The sequence below is a fragment of the Paenarthrobacter sp. R1 genome (assembly GCF_030264015.1).
GTDB lineage: Bacteria > Actinomycetota > Actinomycetes > Actinomycetales > Micrococcaceae > Arthrobacter > Arthrobacter ureafaciens.
Map to the genome: position 1 here is coordinate 2,301,092 of NZ_CP127115.1, position 15,585 is coordinate 2,316,676.

16 protein-coding genes are annotated in these 15,585 nt (G+C 64.1%); 9 read left to right on the plus strand and 7 right to left on the minus strand.

Going from position 1 to position 15,585, the window contains the following annotated elements:
- Positions 1-136: 136 nt before the first annotated feature.
- Positions 137-742 (plus strand): malonic semialdehyde reductase, encoded by a 606-nt coding sequence (locus QN084_RS11170; RefSeq protein ID WP_062094476.1) that lies wholly within the window; start codon positions 137-139, stop codon positions 740-742.
- A gap of 192 nt (positions 743-934) precedes the next feature.
- Here QN084_RS11170 and pgm read toward each other — a convergent pair whose 3' ends face one another.
- Both pgm and QN084_RS11180 read right to left on the minus strand, forming a co-directional pair.
- Positions 935-2,548 carry a phosphoglucomutase (alpha-D-glucose-1,6-bisphosphate-dependent) gene (gene pgm, locus QN084_RS11175; RefSeq protein ID WP_285751778.1) on the minus strand — a complete coding sequence of 538 codons (1,614 nt, stop codon included), beginning with the start codon at positions 2,546-2,548 and terminating at the stop codon, positions 935-937.
- Positions 2,549-2,588: 40 nt separating this feature from the next.
- A protein-coding gene (locus QN084_RS11180; RefSeq protein WP_206599970.1) for an IS5 family transposase occupies positions 2,589-3,483 on the minus strand; the annotation gives its coding sequence in 2 pieces (ribosomal slippage) (positions 2,589-3,137 and positions 3,139-3,483; 894 coding nt in all).
- A gap of 222 nt (positions 3,484-3,705) precedes the next feature.
- Between QN084_RS11180 and QN084_RS11185 the strand changes: the two genes are divergently transcribed.
- Positions 3,706-4,332: a DUF4190 domain-containing protein gene (locus QN084_RS11185; protein ID WP_069696626.1), complete on the plus strand. Its 627-nt coding sequence runs from the start codon at positions 3,706-3,708 to the stop codon at positions 4,330-4,332.
- Between the two features lie 80 nt (positions 4,333-4,412).
- Here QN084_RS11185 and QN084_RS11190 read toward each other — a convergent pair whose 3' ends face one another.
- The 3 genes from QN084_RS11190 to QN084_RS11200 are packed head-to-tail and all read right to left on the minus strand — an operon-like array spanning position 4,413 to position 8,136.
- Positions 4,413-5,912, minus strand: coding sequence for a peptide MFS transporter (locus QN084_RS11190; protein WP_069696627.1), 1,500 nt, complete (start codon positions 5,910-5,912; stop codon positions 4,413-4,415).
- Positions 5,913-5,966: 54 nt separating this feature from the next.
- Entirely contained in the window at positions 5,967-7,400 is a 1,434-nt protein-coding gene (locus QN084_RS11195) for an amidase (RefSeq protein ID WP_083262020.1), read from the minus strand.
- On the minus strand, positions 7,393-8,136 hold the full coding sequence (locus QN084_RS11200) for a Type 1 glutamine amidotransferase-like domain-containing protein (protein ID WP_069696628.1): 744 nt from the start codon (positions 8,134-8,136) through the stop codon (positions 7,393-7,395). Before QN084_RS11200 ends, QN084_RS11195 begins: the two co-directional genes overlap by 8 nt.
- A gap of 194 nt (positions 8,137-8,330) precedes the next feature.
- On the opposite strand from QN084_RS11200, the gene QN084_RS11205 reads away from it, so the two are divergent.
- From QN084_RS11205 to QN084_RS11215, 3 genes are all read left to right on the plus strand, one after another.
- A complete protein-coding gene (locus QN084_RS11205; protein WP_062094484.1) occupies positions 8,331-8,657 on the plus strand; it encodes a rhodanese-like domain-containing protein in 327 nt (108 codons plus the stop codon).
- A gap of 26 nt (positions 8,658-8,683) precedes the next feature.
- A complete protein-coding gene (pheA, locus tag QN084_RS11210) occupies positions 8,684-9,616 on the plus strand; it encodes a prephenate dehydratase (protein ID WP_069696629.1) in 933 nt (310 codons plus the stop codon).
- Positions 9,617-9,748: 132 nt separating this feature from the next.
- A complete protein-coding gene (locus tag QN084_RS11215; RefSeq protein ID WP_062094487.1) occupies positions 9,749-9,979 on the plus strand; it encodes a hypothetical protein in 231 nt (76 codons plus the stop codon).
- On the opposite strand, the gene QN084_RS11220 is transcribed toward QN084_RS11215, so the two are convergent.
- Positions 9,976-11,034, minus strand: a complete 1,059-nt coding sequence (locus tag QN084_RS11220; RefSeq protein WP_069696630.1) for a diacylglycerol/lipid kinase family protein — start codon at positions 11,032-11,034, stop codon at positions 9,976-9,978. The two genes, QN084_RS11215 and QN084_RS11220, sit on opposite strands and share 4 nt — an antisense overlap.
- A 55-nt stretch (positions 11,035-11,089) precedes the next feature.
- Here QN084_RS11220 and serS point away from each other — a divergent pair, with 55 nt between their 5' ends.
- The 4 genes from serS (at position 11,090) to QN084_RS11240 (ending at position 14,710) form a co-directional block, all read left to right on the plus strand.
- Complete coding sequence (gene serS, locus QN084_RS11225) at positions 11,090-12,379, plus strand: serine--tRNA ligase (protein WP_069696664.1); 1,290 nt, start codon at positions 11,090-11,092, stop codon at positions 12,377-12,379.
- Positions 12,380-12,469: 90 nt separating this feature from the next.
- A complete protein-coding gene (locus tag QN084_RS11230; protein WP_069696631.1) occupies positions 12,470-13,315 on the plus strand; it encodes an HAD family hydrolase in 846 nt (281 codons plus the stop codon).
- Positions 13,316-13,364: 49 nt separating this feature from the next.
- Complete coding sequence (locus QN084_RS11235) at positions 13,365-14,204, plus strand: helix-turn-helix domain-containing protein (protein ID WP_069696632.1); 840 nt, start codon at positions 13,365-13,367, stop codon at positions 14,202-14,204.
- Between the two features lie 110 nt (positions 14,205-14,314).
- Positions 14,315-14,710 (plus strand): DUF1761 domain-containing protein, encoded by a 396-nt coding sequence (locus QN084_RS11240; RefSeq protein ID WP_069696633.1) that lies wholly within the window; start codon positions 14,315-14,317, stop codon positions 14,708-14,710.
- A 21-nt stretch (positions 14,711-14,731) separates the two neighbouring features.
- Here QN084_RS11240 and QN084_RS11245 read toward each other — a convergent pair whose 3' ends face one another.
- Positions 14,732-15,472: a GAF and ANTAR domain-containing protein gene (locus QN084_RS11245; protein ID WP_069696634.1), complete on the minus strand. Its 741-nt coding sequence runs from the start codon at positions 15,470-15,472 to the stop codon at positions 14,732-14,734.
- Positions 15,473-15,585 lie beyond the last annotated feature (113 nt).

Genomic DNA, 15,585 nt, shown 5'->3' on the forward strand with positions numbered 1-15,585 from the left:
ACACGCGGCGTCGCCAACTGTGCCCAACGTCACGGGCCGTCATGGGAAGAGGACAGCCGAGGCCCCCGTTGCAACCATGGAAAGCAGAAGCGTCCGGGCCGCACCGCAAGGCAAGGACACAGCGAAAGGTTCATCCATGACGATTGCACACGAAGAAGCAGTCATTGACGCCGCAGCAGTCGACGCCATTTTTGCCGAAGCCCGTACCGCCAATACCTTCTCCGGTGAGGTCACGGACGAGCAGGCCCGCGCCATCTACGAGCTCACCAAATATGGTCCTACTGCCTTCAACTCCCAGCCGCTCCGCGTGACCTACGTCCGCTCGGACGAGGCCCGCGCCAAGTTGGTGGACCACCTTTCCCGCGGCAACCAGGCCAAGACCGCTTCCGCTCCGCTGGTGGCCATTCTGTCTTACGACACCGATTGGCACGGTCAGTGGGATAAGTTCCTCCCCGCCTACGGCGCGCCCAAGGCAATGTACGACGGCGACGCCGAACTCGCCGCCGCCACCGGCAACAACAATGCACACCTGCAGGCCGGCTACTTCATCCTGGCTGTCCGCTCGCTCGGTTTCGCCGCCGGCCCGATGACCGGTGCGGACTTCAGTGCCATCGACGCCGAATTCTTCCCCGCCGGCGACCAGAAGAGCTTCCTGATCGTGAACATCGGCCAGCCCGGACCGGACGCCTGGGGCGAAGCCAAGCCGAAGTTCGACTACGACGACGTGGTACGCACGGTCTAATCTGGTCCCGGTTAAACGCCGATGCTCCTGCACCCGAAAGTGCAGGAGCATCGGCGTTTAAGGGCCGGGATGTGATAGAGCGATGGGGGAAAGGGGCCGGGATCTGATAGAGGAACCGGACTGGAGGGTCGCTCTATCACGTCCCGTTGCGCTTTTAGGATCGCTCCTTCACATCCCGCTCACCTGCCGCAGCTAGGCGATGACTGCGTCTACCAGGGCCTTGGCTTCTTCCTGGACCTGCTTCAGATGATCGGCGCCCTTGAAGGACTCGGCGTAGATCTTGTACACGTCCTCGGTGCCGGAGGGGCGGGCTGCGAACCAGGCGTTCTCCGTGACGACCTTCAGGCCGCCGATGGACGCACCGTTGCCGGGGGCTTCCGTGAGCTTGGCGGTGATCTCCTCGCCGGCCAGTGTGGTGGCGGTGACGTCGGCTGCGGAGAGCTTGCCGAGCTTGGACTTCTGCTCACGGGTGGCAGCGGCATCGATACGGGCGTAGACGGGGGCGCCGAACTGGTCGGTCAGTCCCTTGTACAGCTGGGAGGGCGAAGAGCCGGTAACCGCAGTGATCTCCGAGGCCAGCAGTGCCAGCAGGATGCCGTCCTTGTCCGTGGTCCATACGCTGCCGTCGCGCTTGTTGAAGGAAGCGCCTGCCGATTCCTCGCCGCCGAACGCACCTTCACCGGACAGGAGGCCGGGCACGAACCACTTGAAGCCCACCGGCACCTCCACCAGCTTGCGGCCAAGCCCGGCAGCAACCCGGTCAATGATGGATGAAGAAACCAGCGTCTTGCCCACCACGGAATCCGGGTTCCAGCCGCTGCGGTTGCGGTAAAGGTAGTCGATGGCGACGGCGAGGTAATGGTTCGGGTTCATCAGGCCACCATCAGGGGTGACGATGCCATGGCGGTCGGCGTCGGCGTCGTTACCGGTTGCGACGTCGTAGGCAGCCTTGCCATCAGCACCCAGGGACATCCGCTGAATCAGGGAAGCCATGGCGGACGGCGACGAGCAGTCCATGCGGATTTTCTCGTCCCAGTCGAGGGTCATGAAGGCCCACTGCGGGTCCACCGTGGGGTTCACTACCGTCAGGTTCAACTGGTGGCGCTCGCCGATCTCGCCCCAGTAGTCCACGGAGGCTCCGCCCATGGGGTCCGCGCCGATCCGGACACCTGCGTTGCGGATGGCGTCCAGGTCCAACACGGAAGGGAGATCGTCGACGTAGCTGCTGAGGAAGTCGAACTTGCCCGTGGTGTCAGCAGCCAGGGCATCGTTCAGGGGGATGCGTTTGACCCCGCGAAGGCCGTTTTCCAGGAGTTGGTTGGCACGTTCGGCAATCCAGCCGGTGGCATCGGTGTCGGCAGGGCCGCCGTGCGGCGGGTTGTACTTGAACCCGCCGTCGGCGGGCGGGTTGTGGCTGGGGGTGACTACGATGCCGTCTGCCTGGGGTGTGCCCGGCGCTGCCTCGCGGTTGTACTTGAGGATTGCGTGGCTCAATGCGGGCGTTGGCGTGTAGCCGTGGCGGGCATCAACCAGGACGGTAACGCCGTTGGCAGCCAGCACCTCCAGCGCGGAGTTCTGCGCGGGCTCGCTCAGGGCGTGGGTGTCGCGGCCAATGAACAACGGCCCGGTGATGCCCTGGCGGCCCCGGTATTCAACGATCGCCTGCGTGATGGCAAGAATGTGGGCTTCGTTGAAGGAAGCCTTCAGGCTGGAACCACGGTGGCCCGACGTTCCGAATGCCACGCGCTGTGATGGGTCGCCCGGATCCGGGGTGACGTCGAAGTACGCGTCCAGCAGGGCAGTAATGTCAACAAGGTCCTGGGGAAGGGCAACTGTGCCCGCTCGGCTAGGCCGTGTTGATCAAGTCGCTTTTGATCCAGATCAGGGTGGTGGCGAGGCTGATGGCGGCTCGGTAGCTGCGGGCGGTCTTGTCTGATCGCATGGCGATGCCGCGCCACTGTTTGAGCTTGTTGAAGGAGCGTTCGACGACGTTGCGGCCGCGGTAGCGGAGCTTCTGCTCGTCGCCGAAGTCGATCGGGCGTCCCGGCTTCTTGCGGCGGTGAGCGATCTGGTCGTCACGCTCCGGGATGGTCGCGGCGATCCCTCGCTGACGCAGCCAGGCACGGTTCGTCTTCGACGGGTAGCCCTTGTCGGCGAGGACTCGATCTGGTCGCGTTCGTGGTCTTCCGACGCCTGGGCGGGGGACACGGATGTGTTCGAGGGTGGTCGCCAGCATCGTGGTGTCGTTGATGTTGCCGCCGGTGAGCACCCATCCCAGCGGCCGCCCCTTGCCATCGGCGACCAGGTGAATCTTGCAGGTCAACCCGCCACGGGACCGGCCAATCGCGTGGTCAGGCGGCTCGAACCACGGATTCTTGTGATTCGGTGGAGCCCCCTGTGTCCCGGGCGAGGGTCGCACCGTGCTGATGCACGCGGGTGATCGTGGAGTCGATCGACACCACCCAATCGAGCCGGCCCGCCGCGTCGGACTGCCGCTGCACCTCGGCGAGCAGCCTGTCCCAGGTGCCGTCGTGCGCCCACCGGGTGAACCGCTTATAGACCGAGTTCCACTTCCCGAACCGCTCCGGCAGATCACGCCACGGCGCACCCGTCCGGTACTTCCACGCCATCCCCTCAACCGCGAGACGATGATCCGTCCACGGCCGCGACCTCCCCGTCACCGTCGGCATCAACGGCTCCAGAACGGTCCACACCTCGTCAGAGACCTCGCGACGCGTCATCCCTCAAGACTCGCCCATCGACCACCGAAACCACTTGATCAACACGGCCTAGCCATTGGACCAGCATGCCAGACCCCCGCCCGCCCGTGGGGGAAATGTCCGTGATGCGGGCGCTGTGACTCCGAATGGCGGACAAGCGCCCATGCCACGCAACAGCCTCCTTATGCGCTGCACCCCACGGCGGTAGTGTGGGATTCAAAGACCATTCACAGGGGGAAACCTATGTCAGAGCAACCAAACAAGGGCAACGAAGACAAGCCCGCAGGCTACGAACCGCCGCAATACGTGCCGCCCGCAGAATTCACCTCGCCCGGTCAGAGCGGCAGCCAATCCGGCGGCCAGAGCGGTTCCGTACCGCCACCGCCGTCGTACGATTCTTCATCCCAGGGCGCCACGCAACCGCTCCCGCCGTACGACCAAAGCGCCTACACCCGGAACGTGCAGGGCCAGAACGACTTCCAGTCCAGCTACACGCCGGGGGACTACAGCCAGCAGCCGCCGTCTCCGTACGGCCAGCAGAGCCAGCCGCCGAGCCCGTACCAGCAGCCATATGGCCAGCCGAGCCCGTACGGACAGCCCGCGTACTACGCCATGCCGTCCCAACCCAAGGGCCTGAGCATTGCGAGCATGTGCTGCGGCATCGCGATCTTTGTTGGCTTCGGGTTCTTCATCCTGCCCCAGATCGCGGCCGTCATCCTGGGCCACCTCGCCCTGAACCGCGAGCCTGCGGGCCGCGGCATGGCAATCGCCGGCCTGGTGATGGGCTACATCGGCATCGCGCTGACCATCATCTTCGCCATCTTCTTCTTCGCAGCGATCGGCGCCTCAACCAGCAGCTACCGCTACTAAAAGCGAACGACGGCGGCCCTCGCCCCGGGTGGAAAATCCACCGGAGGCGAGGGCCGCCGTCGTCGTTTAAGGACTGGTTTTTACCGCACGCCTGCCATCAGCTTCTTGATCGCGGGAGTCGCGGCGGCGAGGGCCACCGCGAGCACCACGGCCACGCCGCCGATGCCCAGGAAGTACGGGAGCTCATCCTCGGGGTTGTAGAGCCCCGCGAGGATGCCGGCCAAGGTGGTGCCGAGCGAAACCGACAGGAAGAACAGAGCCACCATCTGCGTGTGGAAAGCCTTGGGCGCGAGCTTGGTGCTCACGGACAGGCCGATGGGGGAGAGGAACAGTTCCGCGAGGGTGAAGAGGAACAGAATCCCGACCAAGGCCAGCAAGGGGGTCTTGCCTTCGCCGGCCAATGGAATGAACGCAAGGAACGCCAGTCCCATGATGAGCAGGCCTGCGGAGAACTTCAGCGGCGAACTCGGCTGCTTGGAGCCAAGCTTGGTCCACAGGGCGGCCATGACGCCGGCGAAGATGATGATGAACACCGGGTTGATGGACTGGACCCAGGCGGCGGGCATTTCCCAGCCGAAGAGGTTCCGGTCCAGCTTTTCCTCGGAGTACACGGCGATAAAAGTGAACTGCTGCTGGAACAGTGCCCAGAAACCCGCCGACGCGATGAAGAGCGGGATGAAAGCGAGGACGCGCTTACGCTCCACGCCGGACACCAGCGGGCTGCGGAAGATCAGGAAGAGGTAGATCACCGCGGCGCCGATGGCTGCGTAAGCCATGCTGCTGGCCAGGTTGTTGGCGTTGACGATGCCCGTAGCAAGCAGCACGCCGATGACGATCAGGATGCCCAGGAAGATCAGGCCGTACTTGGTCCGGTCCGATGCCGGGAGCGGGTTGGGGACGCGGTGCGCCTCCTCCGGAAGCCGCTTGCGGCCGAGGGCGTAGATCACCAGGCCGATGGCCATGCCGACTGCCGCTGCGCCGAAGCCAAAGTGGAACCCGCGGCTCTCCTGCAACCACCCGGTCACCAGGGGGCCGATGAGGCCGCCGATGTTGATGCCCATGTAGAAGATGGAGAAGCCGGCATCGCGCCGCTCGTCCTTTTCGCCGTACAGGGTGCCCACCAAGGCCGTGGCGTTCGCCTTCAGACCTCCGGAGCCGATGCCCACAAGCACCAATCCGGCGATCAGGCCCGGGATTCCGGGAATCAGCGCGAGTGCGATGTGGCCGGTCATGATCATGATGGCCGAGCCGAACAGGACCTTTTCGGAACCGAAGACGCGGTCTGCGAGCCAGGCGCCAAGGATGGTGGACAGGTAGACGCCGCCGCCGTAGGCACCCACGAGGCCTGCAGCGAGGCCCTTGTCGATGGAAAGACCGCCCTGATCGGCAGTGAAGTACATGTAGTAAAGCAGGATGCCCTGCATGCCGTAGAAGGAGAATCGCTCCCACATTTCCACGGAGAAAAGGCTGGCCAACATCTTTGGGTGGCCGAAGAATGACGTATCGGCCGGAGTTTTGGCGGGCGGAGCCGTGGTTTGAGGTGTGCTCATTTCTTCAATGCTGGCACTGACTGCGGGCATTGTCACATCGGGCAATACCCATGGCAACCGCATTCCATATGTTAGACACCCGGCTTAAACGGCCTCCAAAGCCGCCGCGAGCTGGAGGAGTTGCAGTTCAGCCCCCATGCGGCCGATCAGCTGGATTCCCATCGGCAATCCGCCTTCCGTGGTGTGTACGGGGATGCTGATGGCAGGCAGCCCGCACACGTTCACCATGGAACTCCACGGCGCGTACTCGCACTGCCGCTTGTAGTCCTCATCGGCATCGCCGGTCCACTCGCTCGGCCACTGCCCGCTGCTGTGGCCACCGCCGGTGAACCAGCCGATGGGACGGGGCGTCTGCGCAAGGGTCGGCATGAGAATGAGGTCCCACTGCGAATACTGCGCAACGGTGTCGTGCTCGAACCCGCGCAGGAATCGAAGGGCCTCATTGACCTTCGCCGCACTCCGCTGTTGGGCCCGACGCCGGAAAGTGCGGGTCAACGGGGTCAGCAGGGCTTCCCGCCGGGGTGCTATCCGGGCACTCCCGACGCCGGCGGTCCAGGCAGCGGTAAAGGCTTCCGGATAGCGATTGTCGTAACGGACGTCGGCCTCGTGGACGCTGTGGCCGGCCTTTTCCAGCAGGCTCCGTCCCAGCTCCAAGGCATCCATCGCTTCCGGTTCGATGTGGAACGGATAGATGCGCGACCACGGACTGTCCAACGACATCCCGATGCGCAGCGGCTCCGGCGCCCGGTCAACGTTGGCGAGGTAGCCGCCGTCGGGCCTGTCCTGCTCCGGAACCAACGCGTCCAGCAGCAACGCGGCATCCGCCGCAGTGTGCGCCAGCGGCCCGGCAACCACCAACTTCGCCGCATCCCCGGCGCTCGCCCCCGACGGTACAAGGCCGCGGCCGGGCTTCAGACCGACCAAGCCGCAGGCGCCCGCCGGGATGCGGATGGAACCGCCGCCGTCCGTCCCGGGAGCAAACGGCACCATGCCCGCCGCCACCGCAGCAGCGCTTCCGCCCGAGGACCCTCCGGAACTGCGCGCCAGGGAATGCGGATTGCGCGACGGCGGCGCAACGCGGTTCTCGCTGTAGGCGGTGAGCCCGAACTCCGGCACTTGGGTCTTGCCCAACGAAATCACGCCCTGGGTCTTCAGCGTTGCCGCGAGTGCGCCATCCTCCGGGGCGGGTTTGTGCTCCAGGGCGGCGCTACCGTGGGTTGTGGGCACACCCGCCACATCGGTCAGGTCCTTGAAGGCCACAGGCATTCCGTGGAGCAGGGGGAGGTCTTCCCGCCTGCCGCAGGCATACCTGTGGTCCGCGGCCCGCGCGTCCTCAAGTGCCTGGTCGGCAGTCACGGTGATGAAGGCGCCCAAATGCTTGTTCTGCGCCTCGATGACGGACAGGAAATGCTCCGTGGACTCAACCGCCGAGAGTTCGCCGCCGGCCAGCGCGTCCCGAAGCCCGACGGCGGTCAGGGCGGCGATGGAGTCGGTGGAAGTGCTGGTGGAATCAGCCAAGGAAGCGTGACTCCAGTCGTTCCTCCACTGCGATCGCGTCAACGCTCTCGCCGGCGCCCGCGGTGACCCGGAAGCCCGCCTTGTTCTTGACGGAGGAGACCACCTCCGTCAGTTCGGTGCCGTGATAAACCAGCCCAACGCCGTCGTCCGTACAGTGCGTCTCCCCGAGCGTTCCATTGGCCACCAGCTTGTGGACCAAGGGCCGGCGGCGCAGCTCCGAATCGAAGTGCACGCCGTTATGGAAGGGCAGGAAGCCGAGCGAGTTGGTCACCGGTTTGAGTTCCGGTCCGAAGGAATCGGTCACCCCTCCCTTGAACCAGCAGATGGACCCGGCCGATACGCCCGCAAGGACCACTCCGTTCTCCCAGGCCTTCCGGAGGTGCCGGTCCAGACCATGCGCCCGCCACACCGCGAGGAGGTTCACCACGGAGCCGCCGTTGACCCACACCACATCCTGTTCAAGAAGGTGGGCTTCCGGGTCCTCGACGTTGGGCATGGTGAACAGGTTCAGGTGGCTGAAATCGAAACCCGCAATGCGCGCGGCCTGGTCCATCTCGGCGGCCCACCATCGTTGATCGCCGGAAGCGGTCCCGATGTGCGTTACGCGCGGTGCCCGGCCGGTGACACCCGCGAGTTCCACCGCGTAGTGCATCACGGAGTCGAACTCGATCCGGGTGCGGCTTCCGGGCTTGTATCCGCCCGAGGTTGCAAGGATGGTGGGCTGGCCTGCAGCCATGGCGCTTCTCCTTACCGGTGTGTGGTCCGGTTGCTGTGTGGTCCGGTTTGCTTTGGCACCCAGTCTTCGCGGCGGGACCGCAGCATGCAAGCAATGTCCACGGGCGGGTCAGACGCCGGACCTCCGCAGACCATGGCTGTCGGCTCCGGGGACTAGGCTTGATGGAGACTCCTGAACCGATGGAAGGGACCGCTATGAGCGACTTCGAAACTGTAACTGTGGGGGATATCCCTGAGGGTGCCAGCATCCTCGACGTTCGCGAAGACTACGAGTGGGTAGCCGGCCATGCCGAGGGCGCGCGCCACATCCCCATGGACCAGTTGCCGGCCCGTCTGGACGAGCTGGACCCCGACGATGACCTGTTCGTCATTTGCCGTACGGGCGGGCGCTCATTCCGCGCTGTGCAGTGGCTGGTTGGTCAGGGCTATTCCGCCGTGAATGTTGCCGGAGGCATGGACATGTGGCTGGAGGCAGGGAAGCCGATGGTTTCGGACAACGGCCTCAAACCCGTCGTCCTGTAGTCACATACCTCATAAGGAATATATAGATGTCCGCAGTCCCCACGTTCACGTTCCTCGGGCCCGAGGGCACCTTCACCGAGGCTGCCTTGATGCAGGTACCCGGCGCTGCCCACGCAACCCGGATTCCGTGCACCAACGTGAATACGGCACTGGACCGCGTCCGCGCCGGCGCCGCGGACGCCGCCATGGTGCCCATCGAGAACTCCGTGGAAGGCGGCGTTACGGCCACCCTTGACGCCATCGCCACCGGCACGGAACTCCGCATCATTCGCGAAGCGCTGGTTCCCATCGTCTTCGTGATCGTGGCGAGGCCCGGCGTCGAAATTTCGGACATCAAGCGCATTTCAACGCACGGGCACGCGTGGGCGCAGTGCCGCTTGTGGGTGGAGGCGAATATTCCGAACGCGGACTACGTTCCGGGCTCGTCCACAGCCGCGGCCGCCATGGGCCTGCTGGAGGACAATGCCCATTACGACGCCGCCATCTGCGCGCCGTTGGTGGCAGCGGAGCAACCGGGCTTGAACGTACTGGCCAGCAACATCGGCGACAACCCGGACGCCGTCACCCGCTTCATCCTGGTGAGCAGGCCCGGGCCCTTGCCGGAGCGGACCGGCGCGGACAAGACCACGGTGGTGGTTCCGCTCCCGGAGGACCATCCCGGGGCCCTGATGGGCATCCTGGACCAGTTCGCTTCGCGGGGCGTGAATCTGAGCCGCATCGAGTCTCGACCCACCGGCCAATACCTTGGCCAGTATTTTTTCAGCATCGACGCCGACGGTCATATCTCAGATGCGAGGGTGGCGGATGCCCTCGCCGGACTCCACCGGATCAGCCCCGCCACCCGCTTCCTGGGTTCCTATGCCCGTGCCGACAAGCAGGCGGCCGTGGTGGCACCGCACACCTCGGATGCCTCTTTTGCCGCTGCGCATGCGTGGGTTGAGGCCATCCTGAAGGGCTGACTCAGCTTCCCCGCGACCAGGACAATCAGGAAAATTGATTGACGTTTCAAGCCCCTTTCGCCGGAACCTAAGTCTGCGTATGCTTGCCTGATCCATAGACGATGGACAAATGCCCAAACGAAGGGAGCGGTCATGACTGCACACCGCGACGATCAGGACGGCCAGGGCATGATTGTGAATCCGAAGCCCTCCGGAGACAACAAAGACGACTGGGACGGTGACGATGCCGACCGTGCCGATCGCCTTCGCTTTGAAGAAGAACAGGCGATGATCCGCGAACAGGCAGAGGCCCATGCCGCGGCCAAGGCTGCCATGGAAGAGGCGGAAGACAATGCCGCCCAACCAGACAAGGGCGCTGTCTAAGCGACTGCCTTGGCTACCCGGACCAGCAGCGACCCCGGTTCCATCTGCACGGTGACCTTGGTCGCTGCGCCCATGGGGTCGCCGTCGATCTGGGTTGCCATAGGTTCCTGACTCCGGATGGTGACCTTCCGCGAGCGGTAGAAGTTCATGACCGGCAGGTTCCGTTTGTGCTTGAAAAGTACCTTGGCGTACATGGCGAGCCAGCCAACGGCGCTCCGGGGGCTCATCACAACGATGTCCAGCATGCCGTCGTCAAGCATTGCCTGTGGGATGAAGTCGATGCCGCCGGGGATCAGCCCGCAGTTCGCGAACAGGACGCTCCGGATCTTGCGGGACTGTTCGGGCTCGTCATCCATGGTGATCGATACGCGTTTCCGGCGGCCGGGCAAGTGCCGCACTCCGGCTTCCGTGTAGGCGAGCCAGCCCACGGATTTCTTGAGGTCTTCCTTGGTGTCGCCCACTACCTCGGCATCGAGTCCCATGCCGGCGATCACCAGGAACGTGTGCCTCGACGCTTCTCCGGTGATGCTGTTCTGGATGCCCATGGTGGCGGTGTCGATGTAGCGCTGGTGGCCGAACAGGGCCACCTGGATGCAATCGGCAACGTCATAGACGTCCAACTCGATGTTCCGGGCCAGCAGGTTGCCCGTGCCCAGCGGAATCAGGCCCATGGCTACGCGCTGGTGCGTCAGTGACTCGGCTACCGCGCGGACGGTACCGTCGCCGCCGCAGGCAAGAACGACGTCGGCTCCGGACTGCAGCGCTTGGCGCGACTGGCCGTAGCCCGGGTCCTCGGGGGTCGTCTCGTAAAACGTTGGGGCGTCCCAGCCCGCCAGGTCGCAGGCTTCGGTGATCGCAGCACGGGTCTCGGCGGACTTGTTCTTGACCGGGTTGAGGACCACGGCCACCTTTTGGTAGCCAGGGTCCGGCTTGTGCGGATCGGCCGCGACGGCGCTCCGTATATGCCTGGCTTTAAGTCGGCGCACGCCCCACCAACTGGAGACGGCAAACACCACGCATCCAGCCAGAATCACCCACAGGATCCAGTCGCTCATTGTGCTCCAACCCTATCGTCATGGGGGCACACGTCCGATTCGATACTCTTGTGTGGTGATCGACGTAAAAGACCTCAGCGAAAACCCGGACAAGTTCCGTGCCAGCCAGCGCGCCCGTGGCGCCGACGAGTCCGTTGTGGACGCGATCATCTCCGCAGACTCCGACCGCCGCGCAGCGCTGATCCGCTACGAAACCCTCCGCGCCGAGCAGAATGCCTTCGGCAAGAAGGTGGCGCAGGCCAAGGGCGAGGAGAAGCAGGCCCTGCTGGCAGAGGTCAAGGAACTCGCGAATTCGGTGAAGGCCGCTTCCGCCGAGGCTGACGCCGCGCAGGCCAAGCAGGAGGAGCTCCTCCGCATCATCCCGAACCTTGTTGTTGACGGCGTGCCCGAGGGCGGCGAGGACGACTACGTGGTGGTCAAGACCGTCGGCTCGCCGCGGGAGTTCCCGGACTTCGAGCCCAAGGACCACCTGGAGATCGGCGAGCTGATCGGCGCGATCGACATGGAGCGTGGCGCCAAGGTTTCCGGCGCCCGGTTCTACTTCCTTAAGGGTGTTGGAGCCCGCCTGGAGATGGCTCTCCTGCAGATGGCCATGGACCAGGCCATCGAGGCTGGTTTCGTCCCCATGATCACCCCTACTTTGGTGCGTCCGGAAACCATGCAGGGCACCGGTTTCGATGTAAAGCACGACGCCGAGATCTACCGTCTCGCCGAAGACGACCTTTACCTTGTGGGCACCTCGGAGGTGGCCCTCGCCGGCTACCACGCAGACGAGATCCTGGATCTCTCCGCCGGCCCCATCCGTTACGCCGGTCAGAGTTCCTGCTACCGCCGCGAGGCGGGTTCGCACGGTAAGGACACCCGCGGCATTATCCGCGTGCACCAGTTCAACAAGGTGGAGATGTTCATCTACACCACGGTTGAGGAAGCAGCGGCCGAGCATGAGCGCCTGCTCGCCTGGGAAGAGGAGATGCTGGCCAAGTGCGAGCTTCCCTACCGCGTGATCGACACCGCTGCCGGAGACCTGGGCATGTCCGCGGCCCGCAAGTTTGACTGCGAAGCCTGGGTTCCCACGCAAAACGCGTACCGTGAGCTCACGTCCACGTCCAACTGCACCACGTTCCAGGCCCGCCGCCTCAACATCCGCGAACGCGTGGTCAACGAGGAAGGCGTTGCCAAGGGCACCCGTGCCGTGGCCACCTTGAACGGCACGCTGGCCACCACGCGCTGGATCGTTGCGCTCCTTGAGCACCACCAGAATGCGGACGGTTCCGTGAATGTTCCCAAGGCGCTGCAGAAGTACCTTGGCGGCCTCGAGGTCTTGCCGGTCCTGCAGCCCAAGTAGCTGGCATTAGTGGTTGTTCTGAGCTCTCAGAGCAACCACTATTGGGAGTCAGTTGGAAAAGAGTTCATCTGAGTCTGTTCTACTGGAACCATGACTATTTTGACTGATACTGCAGTTGCTGGCATCGATGACCAGCCCGATCCCAAGAACAAACTCATGATCGCGCTGGATGTTGACGGCACCCTCGTGGACCACGACGGCCATATGTCCCCGGCGGTCAGGGAAGCCGCCCAAGGTGTCGTAGCCAAGGGCCATGACGTCATCATCGCTACCGGCCGCTCGCTGAATGCCGCGTTGCCCATTGTTGAGCTGATCGGCTTGGAGCGCGGCTATGTGGTGTGCTGCAACGGTGGCGTCACCTTGCGGCTCGACCCCTCGTTGGAGGACGGCTACGAGATCGTCCACAAAGCCACGTTCGATCCCGCTCCCGCACTGGAAGCACTCCGCGAGCGGCTGCCCGGCGCCAAGTACGCACTGGAGGACGAAGCCGGCAACTTCTTGTCCACCGAGCGTTTCCACGATGTCAGTTTCGGGGTCGAATCGATCCCCGTCGACTTCCGGACGTTGCTGGATTCCACCGCAGTGCGCGTCGTGGTGTTCAGCACCGAAAACACCTCGGAGGAGTTCAACACCGCAATCGGGCACATCGGCTTGTCCGGGGTGACGTACTCGGTGGGATGGACGGCGTGGCTGGACATCGCCGCCGAAGGTGTCACGAAGGCCAGCGCTTTGGAAGCCTTGCGCCTTCAACTCGACATCGATCAGGAGAACACGCTCGCGATCGGTGATGGCCGCAACGACATCGAAATGCTCACGTGGGCGGGCCGCGGCGTAGCCATGGGCCAAGCCCCCGACGAGGTGCTCGCCGTGGCGGACGAGGTCACCGGGTCAGTGCTCGACGACGGTGCCGCCCTGGTGTTGCGCAGCGTGCTGTAGCTGCCGCGCGGCAACTGCGACGGGCGCCCGGCGCTTCTAGACTGGCTGCGTGGAGTATGCAGAAATTCCTGCCCCGGCGGCGTTGCGTCCCTTCGTGGAAGGCTTTTGGTTCCTGCGGGCCGAGCCGAAGGCCAGGTATGAGAAGATCCTGCCCGGCCCGTCGGCGCACCTGATCCTGAACTTGTCAGAGCCTTACCGGCTGATCAGGCCACGGGAGGCAACCGGTATGGATCGGGCGTCGGCGGAGGTTGCCGCCGGGTTTTACGCCGGCGTCCAGTCCAGTTACCTGATCAGCGAGAATCCGGAGCGCCTGCACAACGTGGGGGTGCGCCTGGCGCCCTTCGCCCTCGCGGCATTCACATCTCAGCTGCCGTCGGAGTTTCAGGGCAATGTGGTGGATGCGCAGTACGTCTTCCCGGGTTTCGCGGACCTTCGGAGCCAGTTGCTCGATGCGGAGCCGGAGCAGGCCTTCGATGCCTTGGAATCGTTCCTGCTGGGGCATCTGAGTGCTGGCTACGAGGCCGATCCCAGGACCATGGAAGCCGTGGAAACCCTTGCTGAAGAGGACGTAGAGGTCGGAATTCTGGCCGGACGGTTGGGCATCAGCTCCTCGACCCTGGAGCGGATCATGATGAGGGATTGCGGTCTGCGGGCCAAGGTGTATTCGGATGTGTGCCGTTTCTTCAGGTTCGTCAACCAAGCCGCCCTCATGCCGGCGGGTTCGGCGCCCGGCCGTGAACTCCTGGGCCTGGCGGACTATTACGACCAGCCGCACCTGATCCGTGCGTTCCGACGGTTCAGCGGTTTTACACCCACCGAATACCTGCGCGTGATCCAGACGCACGGTCCCGAGTACGCCACGTTCGTGCCCGTGGAGGAACTCGCCTGAACGAACCGCAGTCCGGCCAACTCTCGGCAGCAGGTTGCGGGTTTTTTACAAGACCGCCCCACGTCCCGCCGCCTACCCTCTCCTCAGGGAACCACCAGGAAGGGAAGGCCGTGGAAATCCATATCAATTGGCTCGCAGTGCTGTTGGCAGCGTTGGCCACGTTCGTCGTAGGCGGGCTGTGGTACTCCGTGCTCTTCGCCAAGCCCTGGCAAAAGGCAGCAGGCGTGAGTGACCAGCAGCTGAAGTCCGGAACGGCGAGGGTCTTTGCCGGGTCCTTCGTACTTGCCGCGATCATGGCCGTGTTCCTGGCCGCGTTCATCGGCCGTGGCGGCTTTGTTTTCGGCATCGTGGCCGGGCTGGCCGCAGGCATTGGCTGGGTGGCAACGGCTTTGGGCGTCAACTACTTGTTCGAACGCCGCAGCCCGGTGCTTTTCGCGATCAACGCCAGCTACAACGTGGTGACGTTCGCAGTGATGGGAGCCATCGTGGGAACCCTGCAGGCCTGAGTCGTCTTCGCGTGTGGGGGCCTACTTGAAGTGGGTCTCCACGTTTCCGCCGCCCGCGGCCTTGACGATCGCCTCGGCAACCTCCCGCAGCTTGACGTTCCGGTTGCTGGAGGCCCTCTTGATGAGCTCCACCGCTTCGGCCTGGGTGCAACGGTTCTGGGCGATGATGATGCCGGTGGCTACGTCGATGACGGTGCGTGACGCCATGGCGGCGCGCAGGTTGGCCGCAGTCTGGCTGTGTTGGGCAATCATGACGGCCAGGCTCAGCCCCTTCGCAGCCTGCTGCACGTAGTCCGTGGCCCGCTGCACCGTCGCTTGGTCGAATCCGGCTGTACGTTCGGAGTAGAGGTTCATGCTGGCTTTGGCGCTGTCGTCCGGAAGCGGAATCGGCAGGGCAAGGATCGAGCGTATGCCTTGAGCCAGGGCCACCTCTTTGTAATCGGGCCACGTGTCGTCGGCCGCAAGGTCAGGGACGTGTACTTGGACGCCTTTCCTGGCTGACAGCAGGCACGGACCCTCGGCGAACTGGTACTGGAGTTCGTCAAGCAGGAGGGCGCGTTCTCCGCTGCTGGCGACCGTCGCAGCGGTGCGGTGGCGGAGCAGGGTGACCCCACAAAAGACGTCGGCATCGGCAGTGCTGAACATCGCAGCGGAATGCCGGGTCAGCTCGGTGAGGAATGCCTCGACGTCAGGATTATCCAGGAGCAGGTCCTGGATTTCGCCGGCCACCAGGTGGGGCGCGGCTTGTTGTTGGTCTTCCATTGGGACCTCCGAACCTTGGACAGAAGCTCTTCTTTGAGGGTAGCTCCGAAGTTCCACCGAAGCTAATAATAAGGATGCTTCTCTTTTTATGATAAGTATGCTTCTCTTTTTAA

What these genes read in the sequence shown, in the direction of transcription:
- QN084_RS11215 (WP_062094487.1), top strand. Translation starts at nt 9,749, where the DNA reads ATGACTGCACACCGCGACGATCAGGACGGCCAGGGCATGATTGTGAAT.
- QN084_RS11230 (WP_069696631.1), top strand. Translation starts at nt 12,470, where the DNA reads ATGACTATTTTGACTGATACTGCAGTTGCTGGCATCGATGACCAGCCC.
- QN084_RS11245 (WP_069696634.1), bottom strand. Translation starts at nt 15,472, where the DNA reads ATGGAAGACCAACAACAAGCCGCGCCCCACCTGGTGGCCGGCGAAATC.
- QN084_RS11205 (WP_062094484.1), top strand. Translation starts at nt 8,331, where the DNA reads ATGAGCGACTTCGAAACTGTAACTGTGGGGGATATCCCTGAGGGTGCC.
- QN084_RS11200 (WP_069696628.1), bottom strand. Translation starts at nt 8,136, where the DNA reads ATGGCTGCAGGCCAGCCCACCATCCTTGCAACCTCGGGCGGATACAAG.
- pheA (WP_069696629.1), top strand. Translation starts at nt 8,684, where the DNA reads ATGTCCGCAGTCCCCACGTTCACGTTCCTCGGGCCCGAGGGCACCTTC.
- QN084_RS11170 (WP_062094476.1), top strand. Translation starts at nt 137, where the DNA reads ATGACGATTGCACACGAAGAAGCAGTCATTGACGCCGCAGCAGTCGAC.
- QN084_RS11220 (WP_069696630.1), bottom strand. Translation starts at nt 11,034, where the DNA reads ATGAGCGACTGGATCCTGTGGGTGATTCTGGCTGGATGCGTGGTGTTT.
- QN084_RS11185 (WP_069696626.1), top strand. Translation starts at nt 3,706, where the DNA reads ATGTCAGAGCAACCAAACAAGGGCAACGAAGACAAGCCCGCAGGCTAC.
- QN084_RS11190 (WP_069696627.1), bottom strand. Translation starts at nt 5,912, where the DNA reads ATGCCCGCAGTCAGTGCCAGCATTGAAGAAATGAGCACACCTCAAACC.